Genomic DNA, 16332 nt, shown 5'->3' on the forward strand with positions numbered 1-16332 from the left:
AAGAGGATCGCATCCGCTATGGCTCGTCGTGACGTAGAATTCAACATTGGCGCCCAGGTCGAGGGATTGAAAGACCTGGAGCGCCTCGCCAAGGAGCTGGATACCCTAGGCCGGGAGTCCAAGGAAAGCGCCCCGGAAGTGTCCCTGCTCTCGGCCCGATTAACGGAAATCGCCCGGCAGCAAAATCTCATCGACCAATTTCGGCGGCAGCGAACGGCCCTGCAAGGCGCGACCGAGGCCCTGGATAAAGCCAAGGAACGGACCCGGCAATTGGCCTTGGAGATGCGCAACACGGAAAACCCCAGCCGGAGCCTGCAAAATCAATTCGAGCGTTCCCGGCAAACGGTCCGCCGCCTGTCCCAGGCGGAACAGGATCAGCGGGTGGAATTACAGCGCCTGCGCGGTTCATTGCAGCAAGCGGGGCTTTCCACCCGTAACCTGGCAGACGGGCAAATCCGCCTCAACCAGCGGATGCGGGAAGCTTCTGGAGAGGCTAGCCAACTGCGCACCCGCCTGTCATTGGCGGGCCGGTCCACCCGAGAGATGGGCCGAGCGGGCGAGGAAACCGGCCGGCAATTCGATTCCCTGCGGGGCAATATCGGCAGTTTGTTGGCCGAGATCGGGGGCCTGACCGCCATCGGGGCCATACTTCAGTCCTCCAGCCAGGAGGCGACGGAGTTCGAGACCCGTTTCAAGACCCTGGAGCAGGTCATCGAGGCCACCGGCGGCGCGGCGGGGCTCACCGCCAAGGAAATCCGGGAAATGTCACGGGAGTTGGCCCTGGCGACTCTCGGCAGCGTGGAAGGATTCGAACGGGCCGCCACGGAGCTGCTCACCTTCAAGTCCATTTCAGAGGAGTCCTTTGGGAGGGCGCTGGAGCTTTCCCAGGATTTGGCCCAAGCGGGCTTCGGGACGTTGGAGGGCAACGCCAAGCAACTGGGCAAAGCCCTGGAAGATCCCATCCTGGGTCTTAATTCCATGCGCCGCTCGGGGCTGACCTTTTCACGGGATCAACAAAAAGTCATCCGCGCTTTGGTGGAGACCGGCGAGGTGGCGAAAGCCCAAGCGGTCATCCTGGATGCGGTGGCCGGTCAAGTGGGCGGCGCGGGCCGCGCGGCGGCGGAGGGTTTGGCCGGGGTCATCGACACCTTGGATCAGCGCTTCGAGGAACTGCGGATTGCCACCGGGCAGGCCATCAATCCCGAGCTGGAACAATTTTACGGCAATCTGTCCGAAGCGATGGTCTTTTTGACCCGCAATATCGATTCGGTCATCGGCGCGTCCAAGCTGTTGGCGGGCGCGCTCGCCGCCATCGTGGCGCAAAGGTTTCTCGGCCAAATGGCCAGCGTGATTTCATCCATCGGCCGGATCGGGACCGTGGCGACCGGCGCCACCCGAGCGGTGGTTGGACTGAGCGCGGCCATGCGGGGCATTTCTTTCACGCTCATCGCCAATGAACTCGTGCAGCTTATCTCCTTGTCCCTAGAATGGATCAAGGTCAGCAACCAGCAGGCGGAAGCCCTGGAGAGTCTGGAGACCGCCCAATCCCGGCTACAGGATAAACTGGCCGAGATATCTGCCCAAACCGGCGTGGCCATGGACAGCATGGACGATTTCAATCGCGCCCTGGAACAGGGACGGATTGTCTTCGACGAGGCCAGCGGGACCTATCGCAACGGCGCGGAAGCCATCGACCAGGTGACCCAATCGGTGGAAACGGCCAGCCAGGAAATGCCCCGCCTCAATACCGCCTACCGCAAGGCCGCCGAGGAAATGGTCCGGACCGCGCTGGCGGCCCGGGAGATGAGTCAGGATCTGGACCGGTCCTCCGAGCAAGTGCAAGGGGCCATTGAACGCCTGGAGATCGATGTCCAGCAGGCCACCTCCGGCATTCGGACCGAATTCAGCACCCTAGCGGATTCCTTCACGCAAGTGGTGCGGGGGTTTGAGTCCGGTAGCCCCGTCATCGACCAAGCCGCGCAAAAACTGGTGGAAAACGCCAAGAGCGCCGAGGAAGTCGGCCTGGCGATGAAAAAGCTTAAGGCCGCCTATGACGCGGGTGAAATCAGCGCGAAAACTTATAACGAGAAGGTGGCCCAACTGACCCAGGGCCTGAGCCAGCAAATCCTGCAATCGGTCAATGCCGCCCAATCCTCTGGACAGCTAGGAGAAGCCCTGGCCTTCGCCAGTCAGCAATTCGAGGAAGGCCATATCACCGCCGAGCAGTACCTGGAAACCTTGGCCGCCGGGCGGGACCGGATGAACGAGCTGGCCGCCGGCACGGACGCTTCCTCCGAGGCCACCGAACGGCTCACCCAGCGTATTAGGGAACTGCAACAACTCCAGCAGGGCGGCGACGAACAAGAGGAAGATATCCATGAGCGGCGGCAGCAACGGCACGAGGAAGAAGAAGAAAAAATCACCAGCATCACCTCCCTATTCGCTGTCCAGCGGGAGGAATTTCGCAAGGTCAGCGAAGTGGCGGCCACCATGTACGACCGCATGTTGGAGAAGGCCACCAAAATCCGGCGCAACACCACCGACTTTTTCGGCGCGCTCATCGAGGCCACGGAAACCACCCAATTCGCCATCGACCGGGCCAATGATCGTTTTGACAGCCTCATTGAACGGCTCCAGAGCGGGGAAAACGTCACCACCGATTTCCTGAAAGTCGCCCAGGGGGCCACCAACGAACTGTCCATTCTCGGCAAACAGAAAATGGATCGGCTCCGGGCCGAGATTGAAAGCGCCCGGCAACGCTTGCAGCAACTGGAAGACCAAGCCGAGCAAGCGCGGGAATCCCTGGAAGGCATGGCCGATCAACTTCAGGACGAACTGGATCGCATTGCCGGCAACCAGGAAGAGATTGAAAAGCGCCGATTCCAGCAACAGCTCGAACGGATCGCCGAACTGGAGCGCCAAGGCGGCGAAACCGCCCGGCGGGAAGCCGCCCGGGCGCGGAGAAACGCGCAAGAATTGCATGAACAAAAGCTGGCCAACATCCGCAAGGAGGAAGAAGAACGGGCCCAACGGGAGAGAGAGCGCGCCCAGCGGGAAAAAGAACGGGAGGAAGAACGGCAGAGGCGAGAGGAGAGGGACAACAATGAGGAGCCCGAGGAAACCTCACGGAGGACCACGCCCACCCGGCGAACCCCCCAGGCCACGGCAGCCGCCGCGCCATCACCCCAACAAGTGACCAAGGTGATCCGGGTGGAATACGGCAATGGCCGCTCCTTCGACGTTCCCGCCGATCAAGAGGACAACCTGATCGACTTCATCGAAATGCTGGAACGGGCCAAGCGGGTGACTTGATGGCCATTCCAGACAGTCAAAAATCCAACTGCTCTACATGGAGGCCTAAGGCCCCTGCAATCTTGCGTAGGGTAGATTTACGCACCTTGGCGCTTGAGGCTTCCATCTGGGCAAAAGCGGATTGGGAGATAGCCATGCGGGAAGCCACTTCCCCTTGGGTGAGCCCCAGATGTTCACGCCAGGCGCGAATGGGCGTCATCTCTTCCATGACCACGCGTTCCACCACCTCCTGGGGGACCAGGTGCTCGGCGCGTTCGCGCAGCCGTAGAAACTCGGCATATGGAATCACCACAAAGGCCGGATTACCCGCTTCATCCTTGATAGTTTGGTATTCAATAGGTGTGCTCATGGCGCTTTCTTACCTCTTCAATGCGAACAATGCAAACCTGGCTGTCGAACTCGAAGAACACCCGATAGTCGCCCACCCGCAGCCGGTAGGGGTAAGTGTGCCGGATCAATTTCTTCACGTTAGCGCAATGGGGAAAGTCCTTGAGTACGCGCACACCCGTGACGATTTGCTGCTGGCGGGGGCGGTCCAGTTTACGCAATTGTTTAAGTGCCTTGGGCTGCCAATCAATCTTATTCACGAGAAAAAATTATAAGTTATTTATAAGTTTTCTCAACTTGCCATGTTGGAGTTGACATAAGCGTTATCTATGGCCATTACCCTGGACGCCATCACCTTGCCGGAAGACCTGAGCTGGACCGATGAATATAGCTGGTCGCCGGTGGTGCAAAATTCCGAGTTCACCTTAACCGGTGCCCTCATTTTGGAAGAGGGAACCCAACAGGCCGGGCGGCCCATCACCTTGCAATCCCCCGCCGGCGGCGCGTGGACCACCCGCGCCACGGCGGAGGCCTTGCGGGCCAAGCTCTTGGCCAATAACGACATGACCTTGACCCTCCATGATGGCCGCGCCTTCACGGTCCGCTGGCGCCATGGGGACACGCCGCTGGAAGCCGCACCGGTGTTGGAGGGCCTGGCCGATCCGGATACCGACACCCTTTATGACCTAACCCTACGCTTGCTGGAAATCTAAATGCCCATCACTAAAGACGATATTAAACTCCTTGAATCCCAGCGCATGACCGACTTCGACGACGGCGGCGGCCGGATGACCGGCAACGTCATCGTGGACGGGCAGAGCAATAATATTTTCCCCGATGTGTCCGAACTGGATCGCACCTTTGGCCGGGTCAACCTGCGCAAAACCTTCCCGGCGGTGCTGACGCCAAACACGGATGTCTACTTCGGCGCCCATGTCATCGTGGAGCAGCCGCCCCAGGACGACAACATCGACGTGCTGCTATTCAGCACCGAGGACTGGAACGACGTGCGCACCCAAGCCAGGGATGTGATTGAGCGTTACGTGGTGGCCGGTCCCATCGGTCCCTGGTTTTTGTTCGACACCCAAGTGGAGGGGCAAAAGCAGCTATTGATGTTCGCCCGGGTCGGAGATGGCTTGCCCAATGTGGGCGATGTGCTCTATCTCATCGAAAATGAAGATCAGGTGGATGAATATAGCCAGTTTGTGCGGGTGACGGAGGTCAGTAGCGAGGACCAGACTTTCACCGATACCCAGGGGACCTTCCACCGCCAGGTGTTTACCTGTCAGATTTCCGACCCGCTCCGGGACACTTACCACGGCCCCAATATCAGCCGGGAGGATGTGATCAACCCGGACGCCAGGGTGCGCACCACTTTAGTGGCGGACGCCAGCCAATATTTCGGGGTTAAGCCCTTGGCCCAGCAAGCCCTGACCGGCGCGACCCAATTGACCGTGGACTCCGTTTACGGGCAGTTGGTGCCCTCGGCCCGTTCCGAGACGCCGGTGGTGGATACGCCCCTGCCCACCAAACCCGTGAGCATCACTTCCGGGGCGGAGACCTTCGACATCATCGGCCCGAGCCATACCCACGCCATCGAGGTGACTTTGGGCAACCGGGCTTTTAGTTACGTGGCCTCCCTCAAGCCGATTCCCTCCCCAGGCCGATTGGTGGTGGAATACCGGGCCTTGGGGCAGTGGCAACGGCTGGAAGACGACGGCACGGGCATTCTCGACGGGGCCGGCTCCGGCTCGGTGAATTTCCAGACGGGCTCGGTGAGCGTCACCCTCCAGGCCCTGCCGGATGTGGGCAGCTCGGTGGTCTTTACCTGGAGCACCACGGTCCACTACGTCAATCGGGCCGGGACCACCATCAACGATCTGCCCATCGCGCCCATCCAGCTCAATGGCGGCGCGGTGCCTGGAAGCGTCACCCTCTCCTGGACGGCGGGAGGACTGGCCAAGTCCGCCACCGTGGCCAATGATGGGGTGATTAGCGGCGATGCCAGCGGCAACTTCGTCCATGCCACCGGGGAAGGCTACATCGAGTTTACCGAGTACCCGGACAACGGCACCCAGATCACCGTGGACTGGGACGAGGCGCCCAATCTTTTTCACGAGACCTTCAACCCCGATACGGGCGGCCCCCAGGTCCAATTTAATCTAGCCAATCCCCCGGTCAAGCCCGGCTCGGTGGAGATCTCCATCCGCCTCAAATCCCAGAAATCCTTCGAGCGGGTGAAAAAGGGCTATCACTTCTTTTTCATTGTGGACGATATCAACCGGCAGAAGGCGCTGGGCTGGAGCCCACCGGTGAATATCGAAAGCCTGGAGAAGAACGAGAAGGGCTACCTTTTGGTGGATCACGCCAACCCGGACGTGGACAATAAAGGCTCTCTTGCCCTCAACGGGGGCATCAACTACGGCACCGGCGCGGTCATCTTCAACACCGCCGACACCATTACCGCCGAGTCCAGTTTCTATCAAAGCGCGGAAGGGGATTGGACCCGCTCTTCCACTATCATTCGCTTTCAAGGCCAAATCGTCGCCACCTACGCCCAGGACTCGGGGACTCCCGTGACCCACAGCACTCCGGTGTCCCTGCCTTCCTTGCAATTTGATTTGCTCCCGAACGTGTCGGACTCCATTATTCCCGGTACCTTGCGCTTTAGCTATGGCGGCCAGAATTACTCGGACCGGGCCGGCGGCGGCGTGTTGTACCTGGACGATGGCACGGTGGCGGGGGAAGTGGAGTACGACGCGGGGATGGTGACCCTGAGCGTCTTCAACGCCGGGGCGACCCTCACCATCAATTCCCTGGTTTCGGTTTTTGGGGATTGGTATGACGATGAATTTTTCTTCCGCACCTCCGGCAGCCCCCTCCAGCCCGGCTCCCTCATCGTTAACGCCACCACCCTGGACGGCACCGCCCTGACTGAAAGCTCGGACCCCAATGGGTTGATGTCCAGCGCCACCGCCGAGGGTCAAGTGGAACAGGAAATGGGCGTGGTGCAAATCCGGTTTGGGGCGCTGGTGGCGGATAGCAGCCTGACCACGGAGGAAAAGTCGGAACCTTGGTACGACCCCGCCAATGTGGACGGGGACGGCAACATTTGGAAGCCCACGTTTGTCTTTCCCAACACCGTCCGCCATAACGAAGTGGTGTTCAAGTTCCTGCCCCTGGATGCGGATATTCTGGGGCTGGACCCGGTGCGCCTGCCCTCCGATGGCCGGGTGCCCATTTACCGCCCCGGCGGGGTGGTGGTGGTCCATCACACAGGGCAAATCATCGAAAACTCACCCACCAACGGGCAGGTCATCGACACTTTGAGAAATCGGCTGACCAAAGTGCGCATTGAGGATGATAACGGGCAAGTGATGGCGGAAGCGGATTTCTCCGCCGATTTGGATGCCGGGACGGTGACTCTGGTGAATGTGGCCCCCTATACCGCGCCCCTGACGATTTTCCACACCATCGCCGACATGGCCATGGTCTCCGATGTGCAAATCGACGGCACCCTGACCCTGACCCGGCAGTTGACCCATGATTTCCCGGTGGATGAGTCCCTGGCCTCCAGCACGCTGCTTATCGGGGATATGCAGGCCCGGTTCACCAACCTGTTCGATCAGGCCTCCTGGACCGGCGAGTGGTCGGATACCGTGATTGGCTCCGAGGCCACCGCCACTTTCAACGAGGTGCAAAATCCCATTGTCGTCACTAACGACGGGGCCTTGACCGAGCGCTGGTATTGCCGGTTTTTAAATACCACCGAAGTAGAAATCTTCGGGGAAAACGTCGGCGGGCTATTGCTGGCGGGGGAAAACCGCTGGGCCATCGCCGGCGATATCGCGCCGGTGAATCCGGCCACCAACGAGCCCTATTTCACCATTCCCGCCGCCGGTTGGGGCGCGGGCTGGGCCACCGGCAATGTGCTCAGGTTTAACACCATCGGAGCCAATTATCCCCTCTGGATCGCCCGTTCCATTCAGCAATCGGAGGGCTCCAGCGGCTCGGATAAATTCTGTATTCAAATCAGAGGAGACATTGACGCATGACCATCCCGGTGAAATGGTTTCATAGTGATATGGTGGGCGCGCCGCAAATTAGCGGGAACGATGTGGCCCCAGGCGAAATGATCAGCGTACTGGATGCCTGCTTGCTTAACGGCTTCAATACCCAGGGGCTGGATAGCCTCACCTATGACTCCGGGACGGGCGAGGCCACCGCTACCGTATCCGGTGGGCATGGCTTTCTAAAATATCAAGTGGCGCTCATCGAGGGTGCCAATGAGTCCGAATTTAATGGCGAGCAGCGGGTGACCTTTGTAGACTCTACCACTTTTAAGTTTACGCCCAGCGGAACGCCGCCCGCTACCGCTACGGGAACCATCACCGCCAAGGCCGCGCCCATTGGCCAATGGGAAAAGGCCTTTTCGGGCACGGATAAGGCCGCCTATCGCAGCACCGACCCGCTCGCCACCGGCTTTTATTTGCGTTTGGATGACAGCACAACGGCTCGTTCCAAGGCCGTTTCCGGTTATGAATCCATGACCGATGTGGATACCGGCACCAATCCCTTTGACAATTCGTGTTATTTCGCCGCGGGGGTAAATTCGCCCATAAAATGGGCGGTGGTGGGGGACAGCCGGTTGTTTTATGTGTATTTTGAAGCGGGAACGAATAAAACGGGAATAGCTGTCTTTGGCGACATCCAGAGCTTCAAGCCCGCCGATGCCTATCATTGCGTTTTGATCGCTAATGGAAATAATTCAAACGCGCAACCCCATAATCATACCCCATCGTCCAAAATGAATGATGGTTCTAGTGTTTGGCGGATCGCGCGAAGTTCTAATATCGGCAACCTTAATTTTCAGGTTAGTTTGCATGGCCCAAAACTATTAGTCGCCGACCCTAATCTTTCCGATGGCCAGTTTTATATTAACGAGAGCCCAATTTTGGTTGCGGCCGACAACGATCTGCGGGGCATGCTGCCGGGCCTGGGGATGGCCCATAATGATCTGGGAGTAGGATTTCACATCATTGATGACGCCAGTAACTCCTCTGACGTTTTTTTTGTGGTAAAAGAATTAAATTTTAATATTCCACTGAACCAACCCGCCTTCAACCTCACCGGAGCCTGGCGGTGAGCTCGGTTGTCCTCAGCGGGCAATTGATCGTCAAGCGGACCGATCAATATGCCGGCAACCACCGCATCCACGGCACGGTGCGCCTGGAGGCCACGCCGGCGGATACCCGGCGGGTGCTGCTGCTGGATAAACGAAATTTCCATGTCATCGCCCAGACCTTCACCGCCCAAGAGGGCACTTACGCCTTCGAGCACATCGCCTCCGGGACGTTTCTCGTGGCCGGGCAGGATCTCCAGACCAATTTTCACCCGGATATCGTCCGCGTGGATTCGGAGCCCATGCCATGACCATTGCCGTGACCGTCAGCGCCAAAACCGCCCGCCTCACTGCCCTGCGGGACGCCATCGACACCGGCGCGGGCACGGCGCAACTCACGCTCTACGACGGTGTCCGGCCCGCTGCCGGTGGGGCCGCCACCAACGCCTTGGGTATCGTCGACTTGGGCAGCCCCGCCGGTACGGTCTCGGGTAATGTCCTAACCCTGGCCCTGCCGGACAGCATCAACGCCGCCGCCGATGGCACCGTCACCTGGGCCCGAATCACCGACAAGGACGGCAATTGGATCATGGACATGGATGCGGCCGATGATCCCAATGCCGATTTGTCGATATCCCCCGCCAGCGTCTTCACCGGGGGACTGATTAACTTCACCACCAAAACTTTGAGCGAGTAGTGGGTGCCTGCCGATCTCAAGCTTCTCGACCGCTCCCCGGGAGACCTGCGCCTGGCGCGGGATCGGACCGGCGCGGATTTATGGCTGCAAGATCGCGCCCTTGGGGATTTGCGCCTGGCGAGACCGCCGGATCGGACTCTCGCGCTCCAGGGCTTTCTGCCCCCACTTCAATCCCAGATCAGCGCCCAGGTCGAGGGGGTCCACAATGCCGAGCTGCATGGGAAACTGCCGGAGCTTCAATCCCAAATCGCGGCAATCTATGCGGCGGATGGGAAGCTGCACGGCAATCTACCGGCTCTGGCCAGCAACATGGAAGCCGTCTACGACAATGCCGTCTGGCGGGGGATCGAGTCCCCGGCTTGCGGGGTATGGCAGCCGGGCCTAGGAGAGTCCCCCTCCACATGCACCACATTCGCCCAGACCGAGAAACTCCGGACAGAGGCCTGCTTTCCCTGGCGGCTCGGGGAAAAAATACGAGGGGAAACGGCGTCTGCTTTTGGTCCCTTGTCGCCTTTGCCCGGCAGCACCTGCGCGGTAGCGGAGGCGGGGGCACCGCTGATGACCGGCCTTTGTGGGACCTTCGCCGATCTCACCCGCCAGCATCTGGGCCGCTGCGCAGCTTACGAACCCGCCAGATCCCTCCTGACGGTTGCTTGCCTGGACTGGATCGACCTCCTGCGCACCGAAAGACCCGCCAAGTGCAACCCTTACCAGGAAGCGGTGCTGTTGGTTCAGGACTGGTGTGGCGACTACACCGACGCCCTGAGAACCCGGCTGGACTATTGTGGAATTTGGGAAACGGGCCGCATCCAGTATGGCTGGGGCGGACTCATCATCATCCCGCCGCCGCCACCACCGCCGGACCCGTGCCGCAATGTGGGCCAGGCCGATCTGGTATTACGTCAGTTTCGGGACACCTCCACCCTCATTTTGCGGGAGTGCCTGCATCAACCCGGCAGCCGCACCCGTTATATTCCCCGTCTCAAGGTGTACTTTGTGAGTAACGACGTTCATTTAATCCGCGTTGCCGACAGTCTGGAGTTGCCCACTTTCGCCATGAGCGTGGCCATCGATGCCGATAACTGGGGTTGGGAGTTCTCGGCGGAGCTGCCCGCCGATCAATTGGCCAATGTCCAGCCGGTTGCCGAGCCGGTGGAAGTGGAAGCCCAGATCAACACCATCACCTGGCGTTTTCTCGTCGAGCAAATTCGCCGCACCCGTTCCTTTGGACGCTCCCGGATCAACATTTCCGGCCGGAGCCTCGCCGCCCGCCTCGATGCCCCCTATGTGGGGCCGGTCAATCGCAAGAACACCATTGATCTCAACGCCACCCAAATCCTCGATGACCTGCTCACCGAAAACGGCGTTCCCATCGGCTGGAACATTAATTGGCAGTTGTCGGACTGGCTGGTGACCGCCGGCGCTTGGGCCCATGCGGGCACCTATTTGGAAGGCGTCAAGACCGTGGCCGAAGCGGCGGGCGCTATTATTCAAGCGGATCGCACCGGCCAAACCTTGCATCTTCTCCATCGCTACCCGGTCGCGCCCTGGGATTGGAGCAGCGCCGGTCCCGCCTATGTGGTGCCGGAATCCATCGTCACCACCGAGGGCGTGGAGTGGCTGGAAAAACCGCCCTATAACGCCGTATTCGTCTCCGGGGAGAGCCTGGGAATCCTAGGGCACGTCACCCGCAGCGGCACAGCGGGGGACATCGCCGCCCAGATGGTGGTGCATCCCCTGGTGACCGCCCAGGCCGCCGCCCGTCAGCGGGGCCTCTTCATCCTGGCGGATACCGGCAAGCAGCAACGGCTTGAGCTATCCATGCCCTTCGACCCGGCGACCTACGGGATTGGACTCATGACTCCCACCATGCTCATCGAATACGGCCCCAACCCCCTGCGCGGGATGGTCCGCGCCACCCGCATCGAGGTCCGCAGCGGCAGCGTGCGCCAAACAATTAGCCTGGAGACCCACACATGACCAATCCCTGGAAGCGCCTGGAACAGCTCCTGCCCAACAATCCCCTGCTAGTGGGGGACGTGATTCTCCATAACGGGGATGGCACCAGCACGATAACTCTTCCTGACGGGCGGGAAATCCGGGTGCGGGGGCAATCCGTGGCGGTGGGGGAAAAGGCTTTTATTCAAGGCGGCGAGATCCGCAGCCAGGCCCCTAATCTAACGGTGGTGAATATTACGGTTTAGCCTCGCTCTCTCGCGAAAAGTAGCGGACCAAGCCCCAGCAAATTGACTCAGATTTCGCGAGAGAGCACTGGCAAAAAGTTGATTTTAACGCCGATGATGAAGCCTATCCCGGTCGTGTCGGGGTGGGTTGATAATCACCGTGGTTCGATCCGGCATCGGCTGCCCCGTCTGCCGGGACACCCGGGCCTCGGTCTCCAGCCGCTGTAGCTCGATCAAATCCCTGACCCGTTGACAGCTCGGCGTGCCGTGCCGATCCCTCAGCATGGAAGTTTTCTCGATCTCGCAGGAGCGCTGCGCCTGCCGGATTTGGTAGCTGTAGTCCCTAGCCATGGCAGGCTCCATCAGGATCATCGCGGTGATAACAAATAATGCGTAACGCATGGGCGTGTCCTCCATAAAAGTATTATAGCTCTTCAAATTTTCGTATCTTCTCGGCCAGTCTATCCGCCTGGCGTTGAAGCCGGTCCATATCCCGATGAAGACCATCGAGTTTGATCTGATATTTCCGGGTGATGGAATTCATCTCCTCCGAGATGCTTTGCTCCCACGTCGCCCCGGCCAGGTTATTATTGGCGAAGCGTTTTTCATAGCGTAATGCTTTTAGTTCCGCCTCCATCTCGTCATTGAGAGAATCAAGCCGGAATTGGTTCCGCCTGATTTCCCTCAAGACGGCATCCCGCTTTTGGATGAGCTTCTGCCTGGCGATACCCTTTCCCCACTTATCCACCTGCTGTTCCATCAGGGCGCGATCTTCGGTGCTGGGCTTGTTGACCTTAAGCTCGATCTTTTCCGCATCCTGGGCGCAAGGAGAGCCGCTGAAAACGGTTTTGCCGTTGACGATGCATTTGTAAATGTCGGCCACCGCCAAGGCGGGAATAAATAACCCAATGATGATAAGGGATTTTTTACCCATTGTTGTACCCTCATTTTGTTGTTCAGTAGTACACCGACTATTCGGCAGCATGGCTGGAAAATGAAGGAAACGGGGCGCCCATGAGCCAGGCACCCCGATGAGGATTATTGGCTCAACAGTTTTTCGCGCATCACCAACCAATCCGGGCGGGGCGGTACGGCCTGCTTCAGCTCCGCCTCCCATTGCTTGGCCAGGTGAGGAGTCCACGGGGTGCCCGCGCCGATGATCTCCCGGCAAACAAATTGCCGCAGCTCGGCGCGCAATTTGAAGTAGCCGCCGAGGTCTTGGTCTAACTGTTCTATCTCCGCCATGGCCTCGGGAAACTGGTCCGGGTGCATGTCCTCGATGTGGCGAAGGTTGAGTTTCACCCGCAGGCGGTTGTGGACCCATTGTTGGCCGCTCTCGCCGCATTCACGGTGCGCCCCGCCTAGTGCCCGGACGATGGCTTCATGGAGTTTCCGGCGTTGGTCGTGGGAGATGCGCGGTTCGGGTTCATAGTAAGGGGCATCATCCTTGCCGATGTACTCGCCTTCCAGGACCACCCGCTCCAGGATTTCGCCCACCAGGGTCATGGCCTTTGGGATTTGCTCAAGCGTCAGGGCCTCCACGCTATCCACACCCATTTTCAGGTTGATGATGCTGTGGGCGTCCTCATAGGTCAGGGGCCTGCCCTTGGCGTGGGAGACGCTGACCAAACGGCGCACGGCTTTGATGAGGGGTTCGCGTTGTTCTTTGGTGGTGAGGCGGAGTGGTTCGGGTTGGGTGGCTTCGCGTGTTACCTGCCCTTCAGTCCAGTATCGCCACAGCACATCATCGCACTCGTTTTGATACCGGATGATATTGTCGCGGATTTCTGGCTTGACTTTATTTGGGTAAATCGTCATCAGCCAGCCCACAAGCTTGCGCAAGGGCATGCAGAGCATTTCCCTTATTTTTCCATCTCCTGCAACTATGGTGGAAATCACCATGGTTGACCAACGCGATTGATTTTCTTGTAGTTTTGCGTGCTGGCTTTTCCAGTCCAATCCCATACCCTCAACGATGGGCTTCATGGGCGTGTAGGGCTGGCCTTGGTATTCGACGACAAACAGATCGGTGCCGTGGAAGGGAACGGTAATGGCGTTCATAGGCGGGCTCCTTGATTTTCCAAGTAAATATTTACCCTAATGGGCGGCTGTAGGAGCTTGGAACCTGCAAGGACAGGCGCGCGCTATTGGGTATTCACGCACACTCCCACAGCCTTGTTAATGATAACAAATTGTTAAAAACTGCGGGCATAAAAAAACGCCATGACTATCGGGTGGCGTATCCGCCTTGGGAGTTTCCAAGCTCCGTTACTCAACGCTAGCGGAAAGGGTGGAGCCTGTCAACCATCGCCACTCAAGCAGGCCAAAAATCTGCCAAATATCGCGCCAAACTCATTTTTAAGCGATTGATTTATAAAGCATTCATAAATATTGGATATTTGGCAAAAAAGACTTTAAGCTATTGATTTATAACGCTTTACTCACAGCCTCTTAATCAGTAGGTTCAAGGTTCGAGTCCTTGATGGCCCACCAAAGAAATCAAAGGCTTACCATAATTTGGTAGGCCTTTTTTATTTTTTGGGTATACTTTTGGGTATACTTTGGTAGATTTTGCTAGGATGTTAGAAAGGGGTAGATGTAACGATCCTCACAGAATCATGCCTGGTGGCGGATGCATGCCCACGGGTTATTTTTGAGCCATCGGGGCTTTAAAATCGATGAGATTGCGCAGACTTATGCGGTGTACCGGGATATGGTAGTGTGTTGGCTCAACCGTTGGGAACAGTGGGCAATTATTGGTTTACATAGAAAATCTCATCCAGGCATTGCCGGTACTGCCTGATAAATTAAATACTGATTTTTACATGTTCTACAGGTCATCACTCAATCTTCGATCTCAGCGGCGAACCGCCCTATGTCTTCGAGCGTCTCGTGCATCCGCCAAATGCGCCATCCGGCTTTCCGTGCAGTGTCTCTATCTTCGTCTGAAATGGCGAGCCCCACCCGCTTTTGAGGCCATGCGAGCTCAAGGTTAGCCACTACTGCATCCTTGGTATCCTGTACATCGAAGCCCACCTCCGGGACATTCGTTTTCCAATGGCAGCAGGCATCCAGCACCCCCCTCAGGCCAGGGTCACAAAGCTCAAATATTTTGTTCCATCCGACGTTATGCAGCAAACCTTGCTCTCGGCGCAGACGATTGATCGTTTGCATACCCTCATGGGATACACACAAATGCCCATGATGGGGCTGTTGCCGATGGCAGGCCGCACACAGCGCCATAAGGTTGCTTTCTCGGTTATCACTTTTGACGCCGTTGCGGTGATGACTATGGAGAAGCTCCTTGCACGATCTTAAGTTGACGCCGCAGGACTCGCAGGTGAATTTTTTGCTGTCCTTGTAGCGAGCCGTCACTTGAGGCCAATCAGCAGTGTAATCTTCTTCCTCTTTCCGCCCAGCCCAACGCCGCGGCAAGTGGCTGAAGAATGAACTGTAGGTCGAATAAAATTCTTGGATATCGAAGCTTTGGGCAATCTCGATTTTCCTCCTGTGCTGAGCGCCCTTGTAATTCAGTGCCTCAAGACAGTTCTGACAAACCTGAAGCCGGACGTACCCCTCCATGTTCTGCCTAGTGTGCCAATCACGTCCGACGATATAAAATTGGCCATTAAGTCTATGTGTTACCACGTAGCGTTCGAATCTACCTTTTGCCCTCATATTTTTAAGCGTTTTGCAATCGGCGACATGAAATTTTCTTCCTTGCGAACCATCCTCTAGTACCTTCTTTATCGAATTGCCTTGGTCTTGGATATATAACAGTATCTGCCGTCCCTTGTAGCTAAGCAGGCCGTTATTGCTTTCAACTTCCTTAAGGTTGAGTAGCTCAATACCTTCTTCCAGCTTTATATCAATCGGGTCCAGGGGTTCGGCTTGATGCTCCAGTGAAAATGCTACAGGCTCCGCGCCCATGCGCCGAACGGCAGCATGCAGAGCGCTCAAGTCCACATTCAAGCGCACTATGACGGCTCCTCGATAATTTTGCGGATTTGCATCTCGGCATTGGTGATCACCCGGAAGCTAACCCGGCGGGAGCGGGCGCGGTCTTCGTTGCCTTGATCATCCAGCACCAGTCGTGAAGAGGAGAAGCCGACAGCGGCAAAGTGCCGCTTGACCCAGCCCCGATCGCTTTCCACCTTTGGTAGCTCATACACGTAGTGCAGCACCGACCGCGTTCTGCCCTGAGACAGCAACATATTGAGGAAATAAGCCTCAGTTTCGCTAACTTGGTTATTCCAGACACTGCTGGTATGACCCTCGATGCGGATCTCGTCAATGGAGTCCTTGTAATGTTTTAGAATGACCAGATAGCGAGGGAAGAAGTCTGCAAGGATTTCCTTGAAGCGCTGCCGTATTTCCGTCGACCCCGTGGCGAAAAGGACCTCCGGGGACTGGAACTCAAAGGCCAGAGTATCGGAATCGATTCGGGCGTCCCAGCGCTCGAGATCCTTTTCGAACTCCTTCATCAGCGCCTCATAGATAGCAACCTGGTTTTCCTGATAGGCCACCGCGATCTCCTTGATCCGGTCGCGCTCCAGAAAAGCATTTCGCATCAGGGCAATAGCAATGAACATGAACACTATCATCAGCCCGGCCATCAAATCGGAGACCGAGAGCCAGTGAGCCCCCTCGCCCTCGCCACTGACCCGTGGTTTGCCGAATATGGTTTCCAT

General features: G+C 57.8%; 16 protein-coding genes. 9 read left to right on the forward strand and 7 right to left on the reverse strand.

Annotation, left to right across the window (positions count from 1 at the left end; translation table 11 throughout):
* Positions 1 to 18: 18 nt before the first annotated feature.
* Positions 19 to 3312 carry a phage tail length tape measure family protein gene (locus NHAL_RS04940; protein WP_013032071.1) on the forward strand — a complete coding sequence of 1098 codons (3294 nt, stop codon included), beginning with the start codon at positions 19 to 21 and terminating at the stop codon, positions 3310 to 3312.
* Positions 3313 to 3328: 16 nt separating this feature from the next.
* On the opposite strand, the gene NHAL_RS04945 is transcribed toward NHAL_RS04940, so the two are convergent.
* Together NHAL_RS04945 and NHAL_RS20155 are read right to left on the reverse strand one after the other, a co-directional pair.
* Positions 3329 to 3661 (reverse strand): helix-turn-helix domain-containing protein, encoded by a 333-nt coding sequence (locus tag NHAL_RS04945; RefSeq protein ID WP_013032072.1) that lies wholly within the window; start codon positions 3659 to 3661, stop codon positions 3329 to 3331.
* Positions 3645 to 3899, reverse strand: a complete 255-nt coding sequence (locus NHAL_RS20155; RefSeq protein WP_013032073.1) for a type II toxin-antitoxin system RelE family toxin — start codon at positions 3897 to 3899, stop codon at positions 3645 to 3647. The genes NHAL_RS04945 and NHAL_RS20155 overlap by 17 nt, the downstream gene beginning before the upstream one ends.
* Positions 3900 to 3968: 69 nt before the next feature.
* Between NHAL_RS20155 and NHAL_RS04955 the strand changes: the two genes are divergently transcribed.
* The 7 genes from NHAL_RS04955 to NHAL_RS04985 are packed head-to-tail and all read left to right on the forward strand — an operon-like array spanning position 3969 to position 11662.
* Positions 3969 to 4352, forward strand: a complete 384-nt coding sequence (locus tag NHAL_RS04955) for a hypothetical protein (RefSeq protein ID WP_013032074.1) — start codon at positions 3969 to 3971, stop codon at positions 4350 to 4352.
* Positions 4353 to 7694 carry a hypothetical protein gene (locus NHAL_RS04960; RefSeq protein ID WP_013032075.1) on the forward strand — a complete coding sequence of 1114 codons (3342 nt, stop codon included), beginning with the start codon at positions 4353 to 4355 and terminating at the stop codon, positions 7692 to 7694.
* Positions 7691 to 8785 (forward strand): hypothetical protein, encoded by a 1095-nt coding sequence (locus tag NHAL_RS19660; protein WP_013032076.1) that lies wholly within the window; start codon positions 7691 to 7693, stop codon positions 8783 to 8785. The genes NHAL_RS04960 and NHAL_RS19660 overlap by 4 nt, the downstream gene beginning before the upstream one ends.
* Positions 8782 to 9072 carry a hypothetical protein gene (locus tag NHAL_RS04970; RefSeq protein ID WP_013032077.1) on the forward strand — a complete coding sequence of 97 codons (291 nt, stop codon included), beginning with the start codon at positions 8782 to 8784 and terminating at the stop codon, positions 9070 to 9072. The genes NHAL_RS19660 and NHAL_RS04970 overlap by 4 nt, the downstream gene beginning before the upstream one ends.
* Positions 9069 to 9458 carry a hypothetical protein gene (locus tag NHAL_RS04975; protein ID WP_013032078.1) on the forward strand — a complete coding sequence of 130 codons (390 nt, stop codon included), beginning with the start codon at positions 9069 to 9071 and terminating at the stop codon, positions 9456 to 9458. Before NHAL_RS04970 ends, NHAL_RS04975 begins: the two co-directional genes overlap by 4 nt.
* 3 nt (positions 9459 to 9461) lie before the next feature.
* Entirely contained in the window at positions 9462 to 11438 is a 1977-nt protein-coding gene (locus NHAL_RS19665; RefSeq protein ID WP_013032079.1) for a hypothetical protein, read from the forward strand.
* Positions 11435 to 11662 (forward strand): hypothetical protein, encoded by a 228-nt coding sequence (locus NHAL_RS04985; RefSeq protein WP_013032080.1) that lies wholly within the window; start codon positions 11435 to 11437, stop codon positions 11660 to 11662. The genes NHAL_RS19665 and NHAL_RS04985 overlap by 4 nt, the downstream gene beginning before the upstream one ends.
* Positions 11663 to 11746: 84 nt before the next feature.
* Here NHAL_RS04985 and NHAL_RS04990 read toward each other — a convergent pair whose 3' ends face one another.
* From NHAL_RS04990 to NHAL_RS19670, 3 genes are all read right to left on the reverse strand, one after another.
* Positions 11747 to 12043, reverse strand: coding sequence for a hypothetical protein (locus NHAL_RS04990; RefSeq protein WP_013032081.1), 297 nt, complete (start codon positions 12041 to 12043; stop codon positions 11747 to 11749).
* A 22-nt stretch (positions 12044 to 12065) separates the two neighbouring features.
* Positions 12066 to 12575: a DUF4124 domain-containing protein gene (locus NHAL_RS04995; protein ID WP_013032082.1), complete on the reverse strand. Its 510-nt coding sequence runs from the start codon at positions 12573 to 12575 to the stop codon at positions 12066 to 12068.
* Between the two features lie 104 nt (positions 12576 to 12679).
* Positions 12680 to 13702 (reverse strand): phage antirepressor N-terminal domain-containing protein, encoded by a 1023-nt coding sequence (locus NHAL_RS19670; RefSeq protein ID WP_013032083.1) that lies wholly within the window; start codon positions 13700 to 13702, stop codon positions 12680 to 12682.
* A gap of 571 nt (positions 13703 to 14273) precedes the next feature.
* Here NHAL_RS19670 and NHAL_RS20815 point away from each other — a divergent pair.
* Entirely contained in the window at positions 14274 to 14444 is a 171-nt protein-coding gene (locus NHAL_RS20815) for a helix-turn-helix domain-containing protein (protein ID WP_013032084.1), read from the forward strand.
* A gap of 41 nt (positions 14445 to 14485) precedes the next feature.
* On the opposite strand, the gene NHAL_RS05005 is transcribed toward NHAL_RS20815, so the two are convergent.
* A complete protein-coding gene (locus NHAL_RS05005) occupies positions 14486 to 15619 on the reverse strand; it encodes an HNH endonuclease (RefSeq protein ID WP_013032085.1) in 1134 nt (377 codons plus the stop codon).
* Positions 15619 to 16332, reverse strand: coding sequence for an OmpA/MotB family protein (locus NHAL_RS05010; protein WP_013032086.1), 714 nt, complete (start codon positions 16330 to 16332; stop codon positions 15619 to 15621). The genes NHAL_RS05005 and NHAL_RS05010 overlap by 1 nt, the downstream gene beginning before the upstream one ends.

This window comes from Nitrosococcus halophilus Nc 4, assembly GCF_000024725.1.
GTDB classification, from domain to species: domain Bacteria; phylum Pseudomonadota; class Gammaproteobacteria; order Nitrosococcales; family Nitrosococcaceae; genus Nitrosococcus; species Nitrosococcus halophilus.

Excerpts from the sequence above, each read along its gene's own strand:
- NHAL_RS04990 (WP_013032081.1), bottom strand. The coding sequence starts at position 12,043 with ATGCGTTACGCATTATTTGTTATCACCGCGATGATCCTGATGGAGCCT.
- NHAL_RS04945 (WP_013032072.1), bottom strand. The coding sequence starts at position 3,661 with ATGAGCACACCTATTGAATACCAAACTATCAAGGATGAAGCGGGTAAT.
- NHAL_RS04940 (WP_013032071.1), top strand. The coding sequence starts at position 19 with ATGGCTCGTCGTGACGTAGAATTCAACATTGGCGCCCAGGTCGAGGGA.
- NHAL_RS04975 (WP_013032078.1), top strand. The coding sequence starts at position 9,069 with ATGACCATTGCCGTGACCGTCAGCGCCAAAACCGCCCGCCTCACTGCC.
- NHAL_RS20815 (WP_013032084.1), top strand. The coding sequence starts at position 14,274 with ATGCATGCCCACGGGTTATTTTTGAGCCATCGGGGCTTTAAAATCGAT.
- NHAL_RS04960 (WP_013032075.1), top strand. The coding sequence starts at position 4,353 with ATGCCCATCACTAAAGACGATATTAAACTCCTTGAATCCCAGCGCATG.
- NHAL_RS05010 (WP_013032086.1), bottom strand. The coding sequence starts at position 16,332 with ATGGAAACCATATTCGGCAAACCACGGGTCAGTGGCGAGGGCGAGGGG.
- NHAL_RS04995 (WP_013032082.1), bottom strand. The coding sequence starts at position 12,575 with ATGGGTAAAAAATCCCTTATCATCATTGGGTTATTTATTCCCGCCTTG.
- NHAL_RS04985 (WP_013032080.1), top strand. The coding sequence starts at position 11,435 with ATGACCAATCCCTGGAAGCGCCTGGAACAGCTCCTGCCCAACAATCCC.
- NHAL_RS04955 (WP_013032074.1), top strand. The coding sequence starts at position 3,969 with ATGGCCATTACCCTGGACGCCATCACCTTGCCGGAAGACCTGAGCTGG.
- NHAL_RS19670 (WP_013032083.1), bottom strand. The coding sequence starts at position 13,702 with ATGAACGCCATTACCGTTCCCTTCCACGGCACCGATCTGTTTGTCGTC.
- NHAL_RS19660 (WP_013032076.1), top strand. The coding sequence starts at position 7,691 with ATGACCATCCCGGTGAAATGGTTTCATAGTGATATGGTGGGCGCGCCG.